Annotated in this window: 16 protein-coding genes and 3 tRNA genes; 13 read left to right on the forward strand and 6 right to left on the reverse strand. The window is 62.8% G+C overall.

The genetic code is table 11. The annotated features are described in order from the left end of the window. The first annotated feature begins 35 nt into the window (after nt 1-35). The 6 genes from QEH68_RS07810 to QEH68_RS07835 all read left to right on the forward strand — a co-directional run bounded on the left by QEH68_RS07810 (nt 36) and on the right by QEH68_RS07835 (nt 6502). Complete coding sequence (locus tag QEH68_RS07810) at nt 36-1553, forward strand: YibE/F family protein (protein WP_280627611.1); 1518 nt, start codon at nt 36-38, stop codon at nt 1551-1553. Nucleotides 1554-1675: 122 nt separating this feature from the next. Continuing rightward, complete coding sequence (dusB, locus tag QEH68_RS07815) at nt 1676-2857, forward strand: tRNA dihydrouridine synthase DusB (RefSeq protein ID WP_280627612.1); 1182 nt, start codon at nt 1676-1678, stop codon at nt 2855-2857. Between the two features lie 64 nt (nt 2858-2921). Continuing rightward, nucleotides 2922-4238 (forward strand): deoxyguanosinetriphosphate triphosphohydrolase, encoded by a 1317-nt coding sequence (locus tag QEH68_RS07820; RefSeq protein WP_280627613.1) that lies wholly within the window; start codon nt 2922-2924, stop codon nt 4236-4238. Nucleotides 4239-4297: 59 nt separating this feature from the next. Further along, nucleotides 4298-6187 (forward strand): DNA primase, encoded by a 1890-nt coding sequence (gene dnaG, locus QEH68_RS07825; RefSeq protein ID WP_207596948.1) that lies wholly within the window; start codon nt 4298-4300, stop codon nt 6185-6187. A 53-nt stretch (nt 6188-6240) separates the two neighbouring features. Then, nucleotides 6241-6313, forward strand: a tRNA-Asn gene (locus tag QEH68_RS07830). A gap of 116 nt (nt 6314-6429) precedes the next feature. Next, a tRNA-Asn gene (locus QEH68_RS07835) sits at nt 6430-6502 on the forward strand. A gap of 48 nt (nt 6503-6550) precedes the next feature. On the opposite strand, the gene QEH68_RS07840 is transcribed toward QEH68_RS07835, so the two are convergent. The 5 genes from QEH68_RS07840 to QEH68_RS07860 form a co-directional block, all read right to left on the reverse strand. Then, nucleotides 6551-6958 carry a hypothetical protein gene (locus QEH68_RS07840; protein ID WP_207596949.1) on the reverse strand — a complete coding sequence of 136 codons (408 nt, stop codon included), beginning with the start codon at nt 6956-6958 and terminating at the stop codon, nt 6551-6553. A 44-nt stretch (nt 6959-7002) separates the two neighbouring features. Beyond that, nucleotides 7003-8286, reverse strand: coding sequence for an alpha/beta hydrolase-fold protein (locus tag QEH68_RS07845; protein WP_280627614.1), 1284 nt, complete (start codon nt 8284-8286; stop codon nt 7003-7005). A 22-nt stretch (nt 8287-8308) separates the two neighbouring features. Continuing rightward, nucleotides 8309-10807, reverse strand: coding sequence for a DUF2156 domain-containing protein (locus tag QEH68_RS07850; protein WP_280627615.1), 2499 nt, complete (start codon nt 10805-10807; stop codon nt 8309-8311). Between the two features lie 125 nt (nt 10808-10932). Next, the gene (locus tag QEH68_RS07855; RefSeq protein WP_207596952.1) at nt 10933-11112 is read right to left on the reverse strand and encodes a glycine zipper domain-containing protein; all 180 of its coding nucleotides are present in this window, start codon (nt 11110-11112) and stop codon (nt 10933-10935) included. Between the two features lie 23 nt (nt 11113-11135). After that, nucleotides 11136-12365, reverse strand: coding sequence for a multidrug effflux MFS transporter (locus tag QEH68_RS07860; RefSeq protein ID WP_280627616.1), 1230 nt, complete (start codon nt 12363-12365; stop codon nt 11136-11138). Between the two features lie 175 nt (nt 12366-12540). Here QEH68_RS07860 and QEH68_RS07865 point away from each other — a divergent pair, with 175 nt between their 5' ends. The 6 genes from QEH68_RS07865 to QEH68_RS07890 all read left to right on the forward strand — a co-directional run bounded on the left by QEH68_RS07865 (nt 12541) and on the right by QEH68_RS07890 (nt 17754). Next, complete coding sequence (locus QEH68_RS07865) at nt 12541-13389, forward strand: phage holin family protein (protein ID WP_207596954.1); 849 nt, start codon at nt 12541-12543, stop codon at nt 13387-13389. A gap of 48 nt (nt 13390-13437) precedes the next feature. Beyond that, a complete protein-coding gene (locus QEH68_RS07870) occupies nt 13438-14061 on the forward strand; it encodes a CDP-alcohol phosphatidyltransferase family protein (protein WP_207596955.1) in 624 nt (207 codons plus the stop codon). After that, nucleotides 14061-14966, forward strand: coding sequence for a DMT family transporter (locus QEH68_RS07875; protein ID WP_207596956.1), 906 nt, complete (start codon nt 14061-14063; stop codon nt 14964-14966). Before QEH68_RS07870 ends, QEH68_RS07875 begins: the two co-directional genes overlap by 1 nt. 109 nt (nt 14967-15075) lie before the next feature. Then, a complete protein-coding gene (locus tag QEH68_RS07880; protein WP_207596957.1) occupies nt 15076-16272 on the forward strand; it encodes a glycosyltransferase in 1197 nt (398 codons plus the stop codon). An 83-nt stretch (nt 16273-16355) separates the two neighbouring features. After that, nucleotides 16356-16429, forward strand: a tRNA-Ile gene (locus QEH68_RS07885). Between the two features lie 134 nt (nt 16430-16563). Next, nucleotides 16564-17754 (forward strand): acyl-CoA dehydrogenase family protein, encoded by a 1191-nt coding sequence (locus QEH68_RS07890; RefSeq protein ID WP_280627617.1) that lies wholly within the window; start codon nt 16564-16566, stop codon nt 17752-17754. A gap of 41 nt (nt 17755-17795) precedes the next feature. Here QEH68_RS07890 and QEH68_RS07895 read toward each other — a convergent pair whose 3' ends face one another. Further along, entirely contained in the window at nt 17796-18260 is a 465-nt protein-coding gene (locus QEH68_RS07895) for a M23 family metallopeptidase (protein WP_280627989.1), read from the reverse strand. 452 nt (nt 18261-18712) lie between these two features. Here QEH68_RS07895 and rpsB point away from each other — a divergent pair, with 452 nt between their 5' ends. Next, nucleotides 18713-19585: a 30S ribosomal protein S2 gene (rpsB, locus tag QEH68_RS07900; RefSeq protein ID WP_207596960.1), complete on the forward strand. Its 873-nt coding sequence runs from the start codon at nt 18713-18715 to the stop codon at nt 19583-19585. The last annotated feature ends 8 nt before the right edge of the window (nt 19586-19593 follow it).

A 19593-nucleotide genomic window follows, 5' to 3' on the forward strand; every position in this document is an offset into this window, starting at 1 on the left:
CCGCGTAGGGTTAAGGGCATGAGGTTTTGCTGCTGATGGGCCACGGTCACTCCCACGGACATTCTGAAAGTTCCGAGCCAACACCGCAGGCCCTGGCCTCGCGAAAGAGGGCCAACTGGATTCTGGCGGCCATACTGGTTCCGCTGGGCGTCCTGACGCTCGTGGCCATGATGGTCATGTGGCCTTCCGGAAGCCGGGAGGGAATCACATTCTCGAGCCCCTACCAGGCTGCCCCGGGTGTTACCTTCGATACCGGGCGGATCCAGAGCGTCGTGGTGGAAAGCTGCACGCAAACCGGCCAAACTGACACGGGACAGCCCAACACCGGCCAGCCCAACACTGGCCAAACCGACCCCAACCAGGGTGGGCAGGCCGGCGGTTCCCAGTGCACCTTCGCCTTCACGGAGCCGGACAAGGGCGGGGACGTGGTCAAGGTGGTCATCAACCCTGATGTGGCAATGTCCCACGGTGTGGACGTGGGGGATTCCATCAGGTACCTGAACCTTTCAGCAGTCCAAGGCGCCAACGCGGGCAGCGGCGCTCCGGCCTTCGTCTTCGTCGACTTCGTCCGCAGCATTCCCATCGCCCTCCTGGCCGTCTTGTACGCAGCGGTGGTCATAGCTGTGGCACGCTGGCGTGGTTTCCGGGCGCTGCTTGGCCTGGTGGGCGCCTATTTCGTCCTGGTGAGCTTTATCCTGCCGGGTTTGGTGGAGGGCAAGCCGCCGCTGTTGCTGGCCTTGGTCGGGTCCACGGTGATCATGATCGGGGTCCTGTACTTCGCGCACGGATTCTCGGCGCGAACATCCACGGCATTGCTGGGCACCATTTTTGGGCTCAGCATTACCGCGCTGTTGGCGGCCTGGGCTACGGACGCCGCCAACCTGGCGGGTGTGGGAAACCACGATGCCTCCACTCTGGTGAACATGTCACCCCAGATCTCCATCTCCGGGATCATCCTCTGCGGCCTCATCATTTCCGGCCTTGGCGTGCTCAACGACGTCACCATCACCCAGTCATCTGCCGTGTGGGAATTGTATGAACTGGCGCCCAACACCACGGCCCGGAAACTGTTCACCTCGGCCATGAGGATCGGTCGGGACCATATCGCCTCCACGGTGTACACCATCGCTTTTGCCTATGCGGGCGCCGCCCTGCCGATCCTCATCATCGTGATGCTGTACGACCGCCCGCTGGCCGAAGCGCTGACCAGCGCCGAGCTGTCCGAGGAAGTCATCCGGACCCTGGTGGGATCCATCGGCCTGGTCCTCGCGATCCCCGTCACCACACTGATCGCTGTCCTGGTGGTCAAGGCCACCGGTATGAAGCGCCTCGCCACCGCTGGTGGGCCATCAGTGACTGCCGACGAGCTGAACGATACCGGTGCGCTGGCAGCAGCCGCCGCCGTCGTGGGTTCGGCCCCCCACGACAAGCAAAAGACGCAGGAAACGCACGACGCCGGTACGGGCCAAGGCGCTTCCGGGCGTCCGGCGCGTCCAGGGAGCCGCCGCGCCCAGCGGGAAGCGGAGCGGCATGGCAGGGACGAAACAAAGTAGCGCGTGATCGTGCCGGTCTTTGCTCCGCCCGCTGGACTGCGCGGAGACTGGCCAACACGGTGTATTGCCCAACTATGTGGCGGGATTCCGGCCGATTTGCCTCGCTTTGCAACAATGGATAGGTGACTGTAGTAGCAACGCCCCCCGCACCAAAGCTCGAGCTCCCGCCCTTGAAGCTCGGCGGGATCACCGTGGACACCCCGGTGATCCTTGCCCCCATGGCGGGCATCACCAACTCGGCCTTCCGCAGGCTCTGCCGTGAATACGGCGGCGGCATGTACGTGGCCGAGATGGTCACTTCCCGTGCCCTGGTGGAACGGACGCCGGAATCGTTGCGCATCATCTCCCACGATGAGGACGAGAAAGTCCGTTCCGTGCAGCTCTACGGTGTGGATCCGGTGACGGTGGGTGCCGCGGTTCGAATGCTCGTGGAAGAAGACCGTGCGGATCACATCGACCTGAACTTCGGCTGCCCCGTACCCAAGGTCACCCGGCGCGGTGGCGGCTCGGCGCTCCCGTGGAAGATCGATCTCTTTACATCCATCGTGCAGACGGCGGTCAAGGAAGCGTCCAAGGGCGGAATCCCGCTGACCATCAAGATGCGCAAGGGTATCGACGAAGACCACCTGACGTACCTCGACGCGGGCCGCATCGCCCGCGACGCAGGCGTGGCCGCCGTCGCCCTTCATGGACGCACGGCCGCCCAGTTCTACTCCGGGCAGGCCGACTGGTCCGCCATCGCACGTCTTCGCGAAGCGCTTCCGGATATCCCCGTGTTGGGCAACGGCGACATCTGGTCCGCTGAGGATGCGGTCCGCATGGTGCGGGAAACGGGTGTGGACGGCGTCGTGGTTGGCCGCGGTTGCCAGGGCCGTCCGTGGTTGTTCGGGGACCTGCAGGCAGCTTTCGAAGGCAGTGACCAGCGGCACCGCCCCGGACTCCGGGAAGTGGCTGAGGGGGTTTACCGGCACGCCGAGCTCATGGTGGAGACCTTCGGCAACGACGAATACAAGGCGCTTCGCGAAATCCGCAAGCACATGGCCTGGTACTTCAAGGGCTACGTGGTGGGCGGCGAGCTCCGCGCCAAACTGGCTACGGTCCCCACCCTCGAGGTGCTGCGCGAATACCTCGATGAACTGGACATGGACTCGCCCTACCCGGGTGTCGATTCAGAAGGTCCCCGGGGCCGCGCCGGCTCGCCCAAGAAGCCGGCCTTGCCGAAAGACTGGCTGATGAGCCGTCAGCTGAACGCTGAACAGAGCGCGGATATCTCGGCTGCGGAGCTGGACGTTTCGGGCGGCTAGCCTCACACGTGTAAGACTGACTCAAGAAGCTCCACACCCCGGCGCTTGAAGGAGGCAGATACCCATGGGAACCGAAGCGATACTTGGCCACGACGGGACGGCCCACGATTTTGTGCTGGCCATCCCCGGTTACGCCGAGGCAGATTCCGCGCGGTGGGTTGAAGAGCCGCGCAAGAGCAACTATCGCTCCGATTTTGAACGGGACCGCGCCAGGGTCCTGCACTCTTCGGCCCTGCGCAGGCTCGGTGCAAAAACACAGGTTGTTGCCCCGGACACTGATGACTTTGTCCGGACCAGGCTGACCCACAGCCTGGAAGTGGCCCAGGTGGGCCGTGAGCTGGGACGTTCCCTTGGCTGCGATCCGGACGTGGTGGACACCGCATGCCTGAGCCACGACCTCGGCCACCCGCCCTTCGGCCACAACGGCGAGTCCGCGCTGAATGAAGTGGCGCACACCATTGGTGGATTCGAAGGCAACGCCCAAACACTGCGCCTGCTGACCCGGCTCGAACCCAAAGTGCTCGCCGAGGACGGACGGCCGGCAGGGCTCAACCTGACCCGCGCCAGTCTCGATGCTGCGTCCAAATACCCGTGGTCCGCCGTCGACGCTCCCGTCATCCATGGCCACCGCACCAGCAAGTTCGGCGCCTACGAGGACGATCTTCCGGTCTTTGAATGGCTGCGCGAGGGTGCCCCCGGGAACCGCTCCTGCATCGAGGCCCAGGTGATGGACCTGGCGGACGACATTTCCTACTCGGTCCACGACGTCGAGGATGCGATCGTAGCGGGTCATTTCCAGCTCAAATGGATGGACAACCCGGACCATCGGGCGCGCGTGGTGGGTTACACCAAACAGTGGTACCTGCCGCACAACGACCCCGCCGAAATCGATGCCGCCCTGGCCCGGCTGGAAGCCACCAAGGTCTGGGTCCGCGAGGCGGATGGCAGCCGTAAATCGATGGCTGCCCTGAAGGATATGACCAGCCAGTTGATCGGCCGGTTCTGCCAAAGCGCCATGGAAACCACGCGGGCGCACTTTGGCCCGGCCAACCTGACCCGCTATGACGCAGAGCTCATGGTTCCTGAGGACACCGTTACCGAAATCGCGGTGCTCAAGGGTCTGGCCACCACGTTTGTCATCTCCACCGACCACCGCCAGCCCGTTTACGAACGCCAGCGCGAAGTGCTGCACGCGCTCGTGGGTGTTTTGAACGCCTCCGGCGACCGCCATCTGGAGCCAATGTTCGCCGCGGACTGGCGTGACGCCGCCGACGACGGTGCCCGGTTGCGCGTAGTGATCGACCAGGTCGCTTCGCTGACGGATGTCTCCGCGCTGGCCGTGTACGAACGCCTCGTGGGCAGTCTTCCGTCCCTCTGGTAACTCCGGAGCCGCTGACGTTAACGGCGGGGTCATTGGGGGCAAGCGACTAGGATGGTGACGTGGCTGGCCTGATCAAACGTGAAGATATCGACGAAGTACGCCAGCGCACGGATATCAAGGAAGTCGTTGACGGTTACGTCACCCTCAAGGGCGCCGGGCTGGGCAGCTTCAAGGGCTTGTGCCCCTTCCACGACGAACGCTCGCCCTCCTTCACTGTTCGCCCGCAAGTGGGCAGGTACCACTGCTTCGGCTGCGGGGAGGACGGGGATGCCATCTCCTTCGTCCAGAAGATGGACCACAGCTCCTTCCACGAAGCTGTTGAGAAGCTGGCCGCCAGGATCGGCTACGAGCTGCGTTACGAGGACGGCGGCACCGGGCCCAGCCGCGAGGAAGTGGGAAAGCGCCAGCGCCTGCTGGACGCCCACAAGATCGCCGACGAGTTCTTCCGCGCCCAGCTGCTGACCCCCGGCGCGGCCGAAGGGCGCAACTTCCTCGATGGACGCGGCTTCGACCGCGCCGCTGCCGAGCATTTTGGCGTGGGCTATGCCCCCCAAGGCTGGGACTCGTTGCTCAAGCACCTCCGCGGGCGCGGGTTCACGGATGCTGAATTGAAACTCACCGGGATGTTCTCCGAAGGAAACCGGGGCATCTATGACCGCTTCCGGGGGAGGCTCATCTGGCCCATCCGCGACATCGCCGGGGACACGATCGGATTCGGCGCCCGCAAGCTCTACGAGGACGATCAAGGCCCCAAGTACCTGAACACTCCGGAGACCACGCTCTACAAAAAGTCACAGGTCCTCTACGGGATCGACATCGCCAAGCGGAACATCGCCAAGGAACGGCAACTGGTGGTGGTGGAAGGGTACACGGACGTCATGGCCTGCCATCTGGCAGGAGTCACGACGGCGGTGGCCACCTGCGGTACTGCGTTCGGCACCGAACACATCAAGGTGGCCCGGCGGCTGCTTTCGGACGACGGCAGCGGCGGTGAGGTCATCTTCACCTTCGACGGCGACGCCGCAGGACAGAAAGCCGCCCTGAGGGCCTTCGAGGAGGACCAGCGCTTCACTGCCCAGACGTACGTCGCCGTGGAGCCCTCCGGCGCGGATCCTTGCGATCTTCGCCAGCTCAAGGGCGACGCCGCGGTGCGCGACCTCATCGGTACCCGAAAGCCCCTCTTTGAGTTCGCCATCCGGGCCACGCTTCGCCGGCACAACCTGGACACGGTGGAAGGCCGTGTGGCGGCACTGCGCGAGGCCGCCCCAGTGGTGGCGCAAATCAGGGACTCCGCCACGAGGCCCGGCTACACGCGCAACCTTGCCGGCTGGCTGGGTATGCCTATCGAGGAAGTCAGCAGCTACGTTGGGGCGGCCGCCAAGCGTGCCGCATCCGGTGGCAATGCGTCAGCTCCGGCCGGTCCGGGCGGGCAATCGGCCGCTGCAGCCCCGCCGTCGGGCAGTCCTGTCTTCCAACGGCCCGATCCCAGGGACCCCATTGCGGGTATGGAACGCCAGGCACTGGAAGTTGTCCTCCAGGAGCCGGGGGTGTTGGGCGGGGGAGCCTGGGAGCGTTTCGAGGCCTCGCACTTCGCCACCCCTGCGTATGCGGCGGTCCACACGGCCGTGCGGGCTGCCGGACTTGCCCACTCGGCTGATCCGGTGGCGTGGGTGGAGCAGGTCCGCCAGGAAGTTCCCGAGCCTTTGCGGCCCTTGGTGTCCGAGTTGGCAGTGACACCCTTGCCCGCCAGTACACCGGAGGCCATGCAGCGGTACTGCCGCGATATCCTGGCCCGCCTCTTCGAGCTGCAGATCACCCGTATCAAGGCAGACAAGATGGGCCAGCTGCAACGCCTGGATGCGGGAGCCAATCCGGAAGAATTCCAGCGGCTGAACCGTGAGTTGATGGTGTTGGAAATGGAGCGCCGATCCTTGCGATCGGACGGGTGAGAACCTCGATTTCGTTTTCCGGCGGGCCCCTGTTAAGCTAGTAACCGCTTCATTCCTCCGTAGCTCAATTGGCAGAGCATTCGACTGTTAATCGAAGGGTTACTGGTTCAAGTCCAGTCGGAGGAGCGCACAATACCCCCGTTCCGAGCTTTCGGAGCGGGGGTATTTTTATACCCCTCAGGGGTATCCGGAGTCGATTTCGCATTCCGGTAGAACCTTTGCTAAAGTCATAACCGCTTCATTCCTCCGTAGCTCAATTGGCAGAGCATTCGACTGTTAATCGAAGGGTTACTGGTTCAAGTCCAGTCGGAGGAGCATAAGAACCCCGCATCGGCGTCACGCCGATGCGGGGTTCGTCTTTTCCTAGACGAAATCCATCTCCACTTGCAGGAACCGGGCGGCCTCGGCAACAGCTGCAAGGAACGAATCCTGCTCAGTGGGCGGGGTCCTGGGTTCGCGCGGATGCCACTCGTGCGGGGCTGAATAAACGCGGGTGAATCCGCCACCGGGCGGGGCATAGAAGATTCCGAATCGCTGGACCGGCCACTCAGGGGAAGTCTCCGGCGCAACCAGCAGGGCGGCGTCGGCCTGGGGGTTGTACCACTGGGCGATGGGCCGGCGGCGGTCGTCCGTGAAGAGGCCTGCGGCGTAAAGGGCGGCCGACTGCGGGCTGGTCACCGAGCACAGACGGTCCCACCACAGCGGCAGGATGCGTTCATCCCGACGCTGCCACGGTGCCGGAAGCGGCTGCAGCTCTTGCCCATGTGGCACACCCCAACTTTATCGCCGGTTCGGGGCCTGCAACAGGGGGAGCCCTAGCGGGAGAGCCCCAGCCGGGGATACAGCACCTCGAAGCCTTTGGCCAGGCCCGCATTGAGGGCCAGTCCCACGTGGCCGCCGTTGGGGACCTCGTAATAGGTCACCGTCATGCCCGCCGCCTGTGCAGCGGCGGAGACAGCTTTCGCCCCGGCTACATACGTCACGTCGTCGGATCCGACAGTGAAGACGGCTGTCGTATCAGGGAACTGCTTGCCCTTCATGATGTTGATGGGCTTCTGGGCGTCGTAGTCGGCCTGGTTGCCGCCGAAGATGGTTGCGAGGTTGCCTGCGGGGTCCTCGGCTCCCGGGAACTCTTCGCCGGAGATGTCCACCACGTTGCCCCACATTTTCGGGTACTTAACGGCGAAGGAGATGGCGCACTGGCCGCCGTTGGAGTAACCGGCGATGGTCCAATGCTCCCGGTCCGGGAGGATGGTGAGGTTGGCTTTGGCCCAGTTCACTACGTCCTCATTGATGTACTTCTCTACGTTGCCGTACTTGGTGGTGTCCAAACAGAGGGTGTCGTTCTCATCCGGGCCGATCTGGTCAGCCACGATCGCAATCGGCGCCAGGCCGTTGTTCTTCGCCGCGAAGTCATCCAGTGCCGCCGAGACGTACTGGGGGTCGGGTAGGCCTGGTTGGCCCATCATGAGGACGAACAGGGGAAGCCGGGGAGGATTGTCCGTCAGGGCCGCGGGAGGCAGGTAGATGCCGGCGGGCCTGGCCTCAAATCCGGAGGCCGTCGGCGGTATCACCTGGGTGCCCACCTTGCCCTTGGATGGCATGGTGGCCGGGGGTTTCCAGCTTTGCCACAGTGGTCCTGCCGGTATGGACGCGTCCGGGTTGGGCTTGTTCAACTGGATGGCGCCTTCGGTGGAAATCCCCAGGGCCGAGCCCAAGGTCTTGTTCAGCCCGAACTCGGTGTTGATGCCCAGCCCCGCGACGAGGACAAAAACGGGGATGGAGACTGCAGCCACCACTTTCCGCCAAGCACGGCTGTGGCGGAAGCTGACCACCGACAGTCCCAGCGCGGCGAAGCAGGAGATGGCCCAGAACCATACGCGGGGAGTCAGGCCAACATGGAAGACGTCCATGACGTCCTCGATGATCCACACCGTCAGCCACCCCAGCAGGGCAGCGGAAACAATGGCAATGATCGCGGTCAGCGCCCACCGGGCTGACGGCCTGAGGAAAAGCACCAGAAAGAACACGACGCCGATCGCCCCGGCAATGGTCATGACTACAGGGCCGCTGATCTCAAGTTTCAGGAGGTCGTCCATGGCTGGGAACACCGCCTGCCCCTCATGCTGCGGGCTCCCTGGCGACCATTTGCCGCAGGAGGCCGGCGCTCTGCGCGGGGGAGAGACCCGGCAGGTAGGCGGAACCAACAGCGATACCAATGGATGGCAACGCCAAGGGGTCCTGGTAGTACATGTACAGGGTGCGGTGCTCGGGCTGGAACCGTGACTTGAAGGCTGCCAGGGACTTGAATCCGTACATCGGCTCCAGGGCATTGCCGAGCAGCGCCAGGACGCGGTCCAGGGAGCTTCGGTCCCCTTCGGCGCCGTCAGCCCCGGCGTTGGCCAAGGGCGAGCCGGACAGCGAGATTTGCGGGACTTCTTCCTTGAAATGGGTCACGGCCGAGGCGATCAGGAATTCCATGACGCCCTTGAACCCGGTGGTGCGTCTTCGCATGAAATCCAAAGTCCATCCCGAGATGACGCCGTTGCGGAACACGGGCAACCAACTCGTGACTCCATGGACCAAGCCCTCATCGTCCACGGCCACGCAGCAGAGGACTTCGGGATCTTTCAGCTCATTGAGGCCTCCCAGGGTGAATCCCATTTCCGGCAGGGCTTTGTCCGCGACCCACTCTTCGGAGATCTCTGCAAGTTGGGCCCTGACTCCCGGCGGCATACCCTGGTATGGATACCAGTGGTCCTTGATGGACAACTTCTCTGCTCGGTTCAGGGCGGTGCGCACGTTCTGCCATTCCTTGCCCTTGAAGGTCATGGCCTGGACGTTCAAAAGGGTTTCTTCCGCCACTTCCAGCTTGCGGAATCCCCGTGGTTCGAGAGGGGCGTCGAGCTCTGCGGTGGCCGAATAAAAGCATGGGATGAGTCCCAGGCCGGCGCAGTGCTTCAGGAACCCCGTGGCTGCATCCGCGTGGTGCTCTTCAGCCCCGAAGGGGCCCGCAACCGTCAACGCCACGCCGTTGTGCACCTGATAGGCGACGCCGGCCTTCCGGTCCGGCGTGAACCAGTACTGGTTGTTGTCCCACAACGCCATCCAGGACAGGGTGCCGCCACCATCATGGAGCAACTCGCGGGTGTGGCCGAGGTCTGCGGCCGGATCGGTGGCCAGCATCCTGAACCGTCGGAAGTTGTTCAGGACCAGTACCAGGATGCAAAGCCAGATGATGTCCCCGCCAAGCCCGTACACCACCGTGCTCAACAGGCCTTGGGGGAGGGCCACCACAAAGGGGACAGGGAAAGGAACCAGGATGTGGGTCAGCTGCCCCGCAAGGTCCCACAGCGTGGAACGTCCCGGGTTGCCTTCGACAAACCAGAACGCCACATAGAGAACAATCGCGGCGACGGCCAGGATCAGGGAGGTCCTGCCCAGGACCCGGTATCCGGCGTCGCTGGACTCCACCCGGAACTTGTGGCGGTTGGCCAACAGCAAGGCCACGATGATCACCGGTGCGAGGACCGCCGGGACTGCATAAAGCAGGAGGTAGCCGAAATCGTCATCGCCCAGGGCGACGTCCGGATCAGTGATGTACTGGATGATCGACAGGACCGTCACCGCTGCCAGGTACGCCTGGATCACGAGTGTCAGGCGGTAGGCGAGCCGGCGGCCACGGCGGAGACCCTCGGCGCAAACCAGCAGCAGGAGGACCGGAATCAGCGTCAGAATGGCTGCGCCGAAGCTCTGAACACCCACGATGCTTTGCAGCGTGACGCAGTTGGTGTCGTTGTTACAGGCTTCCTTGACTTCGTCGGCGTCGGGACTGGCCTGGAGCATCACCTCGGAAACGACGGAGAGTGGCCCGATTTCCCACGTGCCGGTGAGTTGTGTGAGCAAAGGTCCTACTGCGAAGACACCCACCACCGTGCCCACCAGGAAGCGCGTCTCGCGGAGAGATGAGGAATGCAATGATCCTGCCCGGCGCCGGAGGACCAGCGACTGGACGGCCCAGCCGGCCAGTATGCCGATTACCGCTCCAGCCAGTGCCTGGAGTGTTTGGGCGACGCCGACGAACAGGGCGAACATCAGCGTGGCGGCCAGCAACCACGTCCGCAGTCTCCGTCGCCACAGCGCGTCAAGTGCCGCCGTCGCGCATCCCAAAGCGGCGGCAGCGCCGCCGTAGGCTCCCACAACGTATTCGCCGCCCAGGAAACTCAGCCACTGGTCGCTGGCGTCGGTCCCGAAAGCAACCAGCGCCACCAGAACCAGGGCACTGAGGGCTGAGCCCGCAATGAAGGCAACGAGGGCGAGCCACGGGCCCATGACCCGCTCGGCGATTCCCACGCCCACCAGGATCGCGGCCGTGCAGGCAAGGTAGTCCAAGAGGGAAGAAGCAAAGAACGCCGACGTGAAAATCGACCACCATGGCCCTGGCTCCACGGCCAATCCCAGACCTACTTGGTCCAGCAACGCCTCGCTGGGCCCATTCAACAGGCTCCCTGTCGCAGCCCCCAGGATCCACAGCAGTACTGCCAGGCCCAGTGCCAGGGGCAGCCGGCGCACCGTGGCCAAGCCGCGGATACCGCCCCGCAATCCACCAGCCGCGCTCATGTGATGTCCCCTTCACCGGTCCGGCACCGGTTAGCCCGGCTGGCCACCATTCTGCCTTGCGGGACGCTGTAAGGGGAGAGGTTGGACAGTCCCGACGGCGGCGGGCCGCGTTTGGTTCGGTGGGCTTAGTCCCGTTTCCAGGGGCCGGGGTTCACCCGGTAAAGGATGGCGGCGCCAATCACGGCACCGAGAATCGCGCCGAACAGGGCACTTCCTGCGGCACGGCCGATGAGCGCGCCGGCAGTGGCGCCAAGCAGGGCGCCGAGAAAGAGGCCCCTGCCGTTGCGGTGCGGTTTCCTGGTCATGGTGTCAGCCTACGGGTGGTTTCCTAATGGATGGAGGGCACGGTGCGGGGCCGGACCACGATCCAGAGTGCGGCGATGGCCCCCGTGATGCACACCGCCATGACGGAGCCCATGGGAACAGCGGAACTGACGCCCAGCCAACCCACTACCGGCGGGACAATTCCGGCCATCATGAACTGTGATGCCCCGAGGAGGGACGCTGCGGTGCCTGCCTGGGCGCCGTGATTGGCGAGTGACAGGACCTGGACGCAGGGGAACATGAACCCGGTGGCACAGATATAGAACCACAACGGAATGAGGATGCCCCAGAGGCCGGCGTGCAAAAGGTCAAGCACCACGATGAGAAGGGCAGCGAAGAGCATGAACAATGTTGCCCCGGCAACAATCCACTGCGGGGCAACCCGCCTGATCAAGCGTGAACTGATCTGTACACCCGCAACAATGCCCAGCGAATTGATGCCGAACAGGAGCCCGTATTGCTGCGGCGAGAATCCGTAGATGTCCTGGAACAGGAAAGTGGACGCGGAAAGGTAAGCGAACAAACCACCGAAGTTCAGGCTTCCCACCAGCACCATGCCCACAAAGATCCGGTCCGTAAGGACCGATTTGTAGCGCTGTCCCACAGTGATGGTGGATTTGCCGCGCTGGGCTGCGGGCAGCGTCTCCCGGATGAAGAAGATGGAGGCAAGGATCACCAGCAGCCCGTAGGCGGCCAGGAAGTAGAAAATACCGGGCCACGGGAAGACCAGCAGCAACTGGGATCCGATAACGGGGGCAAGGATGGGAGCCAGGCCGTTGACCAGTGACATCCTCGAAAACATGCGGACCATGGAATAGCCGTGGAAGAGGTCCCTGACCATGGCCATGGCCACTACACCGCCGCCTGCGGCGCCGATGCCCATGAGGACGCGGAACAGGGACAGCATCCCGATGTCTGTTGCCAGCGCTGCACCGAACGAGGAGCCGATGTGGAGGGCGGTGGCCAGGATCAGCGGAAGCCGGCGCCCCACTTTGTCGCTGAAGGGACCCACCACCAGTTGGCCAAGCCCGAAGCCTACGGTGGTTCCCGTCAGGGTGAGCTGGATGGCCGCAGCCGAAACGTCGAAACTCTCCTCCAGCGCCGGGAACGCCGGGAGGTAAAGGTCGATCGTGAAGGGACCCAGCGCAGTCAGTGCACCCAGCAGGAGAATGTAGACAAGTTTTTCGCGTCGGCTCAGGGAGTCGCCCGGAGCAATGGGAGAGGTCACGATCATCTATCCTATGGCCCGGATCATATTTATTGGGCGTATGACGGGCGCGCCGCAGTGTGGTCCCGAAAGTTCAGCAGGAACCTGAATGATAGCTTTGAGAACAGGTGTCCGCGGTGAGAGATTTCAGTCCGCGTTCGCCTCAACACGATGCCCAGAGGAAAGCAGTTAGGCGGAACCCATGAGTGGACGTCACACCGGCCGGACCAGTCAAGGACCTGCCATTCGTACTTTGCCGAAGACCCTCAAGCTCGTTGCACGGTTGGCCCCACGGCAAATCAACGACGAAATTGCCTTGGCCAAGGTGGAACTCAAACGCAAGGCCACCCAGGTTGGAATAGCCGGCGCCTTCTTTGGCGTGGCCCTTGCCTTCCTTGCGCTGTTGGTGATCGCCCTCGTTGTTGCCGCCATTCTGGGGCTGGCAACCATCATGCCGGGATGGCTAGCGGCGCTGATCGTCGCAGCGTTCTTCTTGGTTATCGTGGCCATTGCATCCCTGATTGGAATCGCCAAGTTCAAGAAGGCCATGCCCCTGGTGCCCGAGGACACCATCCGGGGCATCAAGCACGATCTTGGAATTGCCAAAGAGGGCTCTGCCTTCGATGAGTCCATCCTCGATCCCAACTCGCCCGCTGCCAAGGCGGCCAAGGCCGAGAAGGAAGCTGCAGCGGAGAAGGCCAAGGCAGAGAAGGCTGCGAAGGAAGCCGCCAAGGAAGCGGACGCCGTCAAGGCACCCACGGAAGCGGAGCTTCGCTCGCGCCTGAAGAAGCGCCGCGAACACCTGACGGGGGTCCGCGACGAGCTCGGCGAGCAGTTGGACGTCAAGAAGCAGGGGCAGGCCCTGCTGAACAGTGCCGGCGGAAAGTTCCAGGAGGGTAGGGAGTTCGCTGCGGCGAAGTTTGCCGACCTCGGAGACGCCGTCCCCGAAAGCCTCACCGAACGGCTCGCCGCCCGGTGGAAGGACCTGGCCGCTTTTGCCACTGCTGCCGTGGTCTTCGTTGTTGCCCTGCGGAAGCTGCTGAAAAAGTAGGCAGAAATCCGCAGCGCCAAACATTGACAACGAGGAAGGGGGACACACGTGAAATTGATCGGTGCTGGTTCGAACCCTGACCGGCCGCAGGTTGACCACGACCTCATCTTCACTGTCCCCAACATCCTCACGGTCCTCCGCTTCATGGGGGTCCCGCTGTTCGTGTGGCTCGTTTTGTCGGAGCAGGAGTACGGCTTCGCGGTCCTGGTACTTGTGATCATGGGCAGCACCGACTGGGTTGATGGCTACATCGCCAGGCGGTTCGACCAGACCTCCAAGCTGGGCCGCATCCTGGATCCCATGGCCGATCGGGCCGCGCTGCTGGCCGTAGCCTTCACGTTGGCGATTGCCGGCGTCGTGCAGTGGTGGTACCTGGCCGCGCTGCTGGTTCCGGACGCCATCCTGGCCATTGCTTCATTGATCTACTTCCGCAGCCACCCGGACCTTCCAGTGAGCGTCATTGGGAAAATCCGCACGGCGCTGTTGCTGCTCGGCACTCCGTTGCTTGTCCTCTCCAAATTGCCCATCCCGTTCACTGAGGTCTACTTCGTTGCCGCCTGGACGTTTCTGGGCTTCGGGCTGCTGGGACACTGGATTGCGGCCTACAACTATTTCTGGGCCATCTTGCGTAAGGGAAAAGAACTGAAAAACGACGACGGCGGACACGGCTGATGGTCTGGTTGGCGGTCTTCCTTGCGGTCCTTGGTGCCTTCTTCCTCGCCATAGGCGCCCAACGGCAGGGCAGCGCAGTCAAAGCCGACACCGGTGGCCTGGCGCTGAGCTCCAACGGTTTCCTGAGGCTGCTGCGGAATCCCCGCTGGATGCTCGGGCTGCTGTTCCTTACCCTCGGAATGGGGATGAACGCCATCGCCCTGGTTTCTGCACCGCTCACCGTGGTGCAGCCCATTGGTGCCATTGCGCTGGTGATCACCACGGTGGTCAATGCCAAGGACCAGGGTCTGAGCATTAACCGTGCAACTGTGGTGGCCATCAGCGCATGTGTCACGGGCTCGGCATTGTTCGTGTTGCTGGCCGTCTTCGTCACGCAGGAGAACCATCACGTCACCAGCGAGGACGAGCTGACCATTGTTCTCCTTCTCGCTCTGGCCGTGGGGATCTTCGGAACTTTGGCCGTGCTGTTCAAACACCGCATGAGTGCCTTCGTCTACATCCTGGGTGCTGGTGTCCTGTTCGGCTTTGTTGCCGTCCTGACCCGCATCATCGGCAAGCACCTGCTGGATCCCAACGGGTTGTTCCTGCTAAACGTCCAGTGGTACACCCTCATAGCCATCGTGGCCGCCGGGGGATTGGGATCCTGGTTCGTGCAAAGTGCCTACTCCGGCGGCCCACCGGACCTCGTCATCGCCGGTCTGACCGTTATTGACCCGATGGTGGGCATCGCCATCGGCATCGTGATCCTCGGTGAGCTTCGTCCCGATGTCCACGCCGTGATGGCTATCGCCATGGCTGTGGCCGCAACGCTTGCTATCGTGGGAGTTATTGCCCTGAGCCGGCACCATCCGGAAGTCACCAAACGCAAGAAGGACGCAAAGGCGGCTGCCGCCAAGAAGGCCTAGGGCATAGCTGTACCTTGCGCCGCCGCTGCACGCGGACCGGCAACCCGGCGACACCGCAGTATTGCCACAAGCAGTGCTGTCCGCACCGTGAACATCAGGAGTTCTCCACGTGACCATTCCCGACACCAACAAGCCCCTCACTCTTCTGATTGCTGCGGACACTTACCCGCCGCATGTCAACGGTGCCGCGCAGTTTGGCTACCGCCTGGCCAAGGGAATGACGGCACGAGGACACAACGTCCACGTGTTGGCCTGCCGTCCGGACACGGGCAAGAGCTTTACGGAGTTCCGCGACGAAGCCACTGTTCACCGGCTCCGTTCCCATGGCGTTTTCACCCATGAGTACTTCCGCATTTGCTTCCCGTGGGAGATCAAGAAGGAAATCAGCCTGCTGTTCGACAAAGTCCAGCCGGACGTCGTCCACATCCAAAGCCATTACATGATTGGCGAGCACGTTCTGTACGAGGCCGTTAAGCGTGGCATCCGTGTTATTGCCACCAACCACTTCATGCCGGAAAACCTGAATCCCTTCCTGCCGTTCCCCCAGTGGTTCAAGGACATCGTTGGCCGCATCTCCTGGAAGGACATGGGCAAGGTGATGAGCCAGGCCGATGTGGTCACCACGCCTACGCCCCTCGCTGCCAAGGCCATGCACCAACACGCGTTCCTGCGTAAGGTCCTGCCGCTCTCCAACGGCATTGACTCCTCGGCTTACGAACTCCAGCCTGGTGAGACCATCGAGCCGCACGCCCACCCCACGGTGCTGTTTGCCGGACGTCTTGCCGAAGAAAAGCATGTGAACGTCCTGATCGATGCCGTGGCCAAGACGTCCCCGGCGTTGAATGTCCACCTGGAGATTGTGGGGGGCGGCGAAGTCCGTCCCGCCCTTGAGGCGCAGGTAGCAAAGCTGGGGCTGGGGGACAGGGTCAGGTTCCTGGGACTCGCCAGCGACGAAGATTTGCGCGAGGCCTACATCAAGGCCGACATTTTCTGCATGCCCGGAACAGCTGAGCTCCAGTCGCTGGTGACCCTGGAAGCCATGTCTGCTTCCACTCCGGTGCTGTTGGCCAATGCCATGGCCTTGCCGCATCTGGTCCGTGATGGTGAGAACGGCTATCTCTTCACGCCGAACAACAGCGATGAACTGGCAGCCAAAATCACCAAGCTGGTGGAGCTTCCCAAGCATGAGCTGGAAGCCATGGGCAAGTTGAGCCGCGAGATGGTGGAGCCCCACAGTATCAACGGCACGCTCCAGACGTTCGAGGACCTCTACCGTGGGGCTTCCTACGAGGACAAGGTGGTGTGACAAAAGCACTCCCCGGCACCTATTAGAATTGCTGGAGTGCTTTGCCCGGAACTGCCGCTTTGCGGGGGTTTTCCGGGCTTCACGGGGCTATAGCTCAGCTGGTTAGAGCGCGGGACTCATAATCCTAAGGTCCTCGGTTCAAGTCCGAGTAGCCCTACATTTGACGCAGGAGCTGTGGCCGACAATCCATGATTGTCGGCCACAGCTCTTTTGCGTTCCCCCTTGGTTGCGGTAAGTTACTCATCAGTAACTTAGTCTTGGTCGCAGGTGACCACCCTTGAAGGAGCGAACATGTCCAACGCTGCATTCGACGCCACCAACCTTCCTTATGCCGACGGCGACTTCTATGCCTTTGAGCAGATGCTGACAGGCAAAGAGCAGGACCGCCTGGCCGAGGTCCGCGAATTCCTGGCCCGTGAGGTCAAGCCTATTGCCGTGGATTGCTGGAACCGTGGGGAGTTCCCCATGGACCTCATTCCCAAGCTGGGCGAACTGGACCTTGTGAGCCCTGTCCGCCGTCAGGGGTACTCCAACCTGTTCGCCGGAATGCTCCATGCCGAGGTGACCCGGGCGGATGCTTCCATTGCTACCTTCATGGGTGTCCACGACGGCTTGTTCACCGGCTCCATCGAAGCCCTCGCTTCCCAGGAGCAGAAGGATGCCTGGCTTCCGGATATCTATTCGCTCAAGAAGATCGGAGCTTTCGGCCTCACTGAACCGTTGGGTGGCTCCGATGTTGCCGGCGGCACCAGGACCACGGCAAAGCGCGACGGCGACACCTGGATCCTCAACGGTGCCAAGCGGTGGATCGGCAACGCTACTTTCTCCGACTGGGTAGTGATCTATGCCAAGGACGTGGCCGACAACCAGGTAAAGGCGTTTTTGGTGGACACCGCGCTGCCAGGCTTCTCTGCGACCAAGATCGAGAACAAGATTTCCCTTCGTACGGTCCAGAACGCGGACATCGTTCTGGATAACGTTGTGGTGCCGGACTTCTTCAAACTTGCCAACGGCAACAGCTTCCGGGACACCAACAAGGTCCTCAAGGTCACGCGTTTGGCTGTCGCGTGGCAGGCGGTGGGGCTTCAGATGGCAGCTTTCGACGTCGCCCGGAGCTACGCCGTGGAGCGTCAGCAGTTCGGACGGCCGCTGGCCGCGTTCCAGTTGGTGCAGAACCAGTTGGTCCAGATCCTCGGGAACACCGTTGCTTCCATGGGCATGATGGTCCGTCTGGCCCAACTCGAAGACGCAGGAGTCGCCAAGGATGAGCAGTCAGCCTTGGCCAAGGCGTTCACCACCGCACGCATGCGCGAAAGTGTTGCCCTGGGCCGCAGCATCCTGGGTGGCAATGGGATCGTCACGGAGTATGGGATGGCCAAGATCTTCTCCGATGCCGAGGCCATTTACTCTTACGAGGGCACGCACGAGATCAACACGCTGGTCACCGGCCGGGCCATTACGGGCGTTTCGGCCATCGTCTAGGTGGTCCGCTGACCAGGGTGCTGTCCCGGCGGGGTGGGGGCTCAGGAAAGCGGGAGCAGGATGGACGGGCGCAGGTCCGCTACGAAGCTCAGCGGGTTGAGATAGTCCCCGCCCCGGCGAACACCCCAATGCAGGCACGGACTGAGGCCGCAATGTCCGGGTTCCACGATCCCTATGACCTGGCCCTTACGGACAACGTCGCCGGCTTTGAGTTCGCTGGTCACGGGTTCGAAGCTGCTTTTGAGGCCATCGCCGTGGTCGAGGGTCAGTACCGGTCGATCCACCACTACGCCGGCAAAGGTCACCATGCCGTCCGACGGCGCGGTGACCTTTCCGCCGTCGGACGCTGGTCCGACATCCACACCCCGATGGCCGCTCAGCCACGGTTTGTCCGGGGGATCGAAGATCCGAAGCACGTCAGGTTTGGGGGAGAGCGGCCAGCTCCACCGGGTGGAGGCAGGATCCGGTGCGGCCGGCCCGAATGCGCCAAGTCCGCCCGCGCTCATCGCCACGGCAGCCAGGAGGGTCGTCAAGGACTTCGTAAGGGTCATGGACCAAGCCTTCCGGGGAGCCCGCGGCGGGTCGATCCCCGGTCGTTCGTATGTGGACAACGGGCTGCGGCCGCGGTCAAACAGGTGGGGCCGCTGTAGTACACTTGGTGGAGCAGTTTGCTGTGCCCTCAAGCTTGTTCAGGAACATGTCTCATTCAGATATGTGGGGGCCCCAGGCTGACTACGCGTATCCAGCCCTCCACCAGCGAAGCCACGTGGCTTCAGGCTGCGGAAGATTGTGCCTCTTGCGGTCCGGACAAGCCTTTGGCTTCACTCCGGATGAGAAGTGCAATGGATGCCAGGAGCCGCGCCCATCCGGGCAAAGGCTAAACAACCGTCAACTATTGGCAGGGTAAGAGCAGTCCCATGGGCTCTCTCATGAATGACCTGCCGGAAGGAGCGTCGGCATGCCCGTCGTAACTATGCGCCAGCTGCTTGACAGCGGCGTCCACTTTGGACACCAGACCCGTCGTTGGAACCCGAAGATGAAGCGCTTCATCTTCACGGAGCGCAACGGCATCTACATCATTGACCTCCAGCAGTCGCTGTCCTACATCGACCGCGCCTACGAGTTCGTCAAGGCTACTGTCGCCCACGGCGGCACCGTCCTGTTCGTCGGCACCAAGAAGCAGGCTCAGGAAGCAATTGCCGAGCAGGCTACCCGTGTTGGCCAGCCGTACGTCAACCAGCGTTGGTTGGGTGGTATGCTCACCAACTTCCAGACCGTCGCCAAGCGCATCCAGCGCATGAAGGAACTCGAAGAGATCAACTTCGACGACGTCGCAGGCTCGGCTTACACCAAGAAGGAGCTCCTGCTCCTCAAGCGCGAACTCACCAAGCTGGAATCCAACCTCGGTGGTATCCGCAACCTGACCAAGGCTCCCTCGGTTCTGTGGGTTGTTGACACCAAGAAGGAACACCTTGCTGTTGACGAAGCCAAGAAGCTGAACATCCCGGTTGTTGCCATCCTGGACACCAACTGCGATCCCGACGAAGTTGACTTCCCGATCCCGGGTAACGACGACGCCATCCGCTCCGTCAACCTGCTGACCCGCGTTGTTGCCGACGCTGTCGCTGAGGGCCTCATCGCCCGCAACCAGCGCGCAACCGGCACCACCGAGGCTCCGGAAGAGCCGCTGGCTGAATGGGAGCGCGAGCTCCTCGAAGGCAGCAAGGCCGAAGAAGCAGCGGCAGCCGAGGCTCCGGCAGCAGAAGCTCCCGCAGCAGAAGCTCCCGAAGCAACTGAAGCTGCAGCCGGCGAAGCCGAAGCAGCCAAGTAAATCTGGAC

The organism is Paenarthrobacter sp. OM7 (assembly GCF_029873575.1).
Taxonomy (GTDB): Bacteria; Actinomycetota; Actinomycetes; order Actinomycetales; family Micrococcaceae; genus Arthrobacter.